The 247-nt window shown below is 68.8% G+C and carries 1 protein-coding gene; it reads left to right on the forward strand.

Translation table 11 applies throughout. The features are described 5' to 3' along the window. On the forward strand, positions 1-247 hold a 247-nt coding region (locus tag FS767_RS22465), incomplete at both ends, for a hypothetical protein (protein ID WP_144968283.1).

Raw genomic sequence — 247 nt, forward strand, 5'->3', positions numbered from 1 at the left:
CGAGATCCTGGTCGAGGTGACCGGTGGCGAGGAGGGCACGGTCGAGGAGCTGGAGGCCCTGCTCGAACGCCTGGTCGGGCTCCTGCAAACGTCGGATTTCGCTGCCGAGGAGGTCCTCGACACCCTGTTGCGCGCCTGCGTGAGCACGCCCCACAGCGCCGACGTGGTGCGCATCCGCGAATGGGTGAACGAGGTGGAGTTCGAGCATGCCGCCGATGCCACCGCGGATCTGCTGCGACGGGTGCGG

Origin of the sequence: Pseudomonas sp. DE0010 (genome assembly GCF_007680745.1) — a bacterium.
Taxonomy (GTDB): domain Bacteria; phylum Pseudomonadota; class Gammaproteobacteria; order Pseudomonadales; family Pseudomonadaceae; genus Aquipseudomonas; species Aquipseudomonas parafulva_B.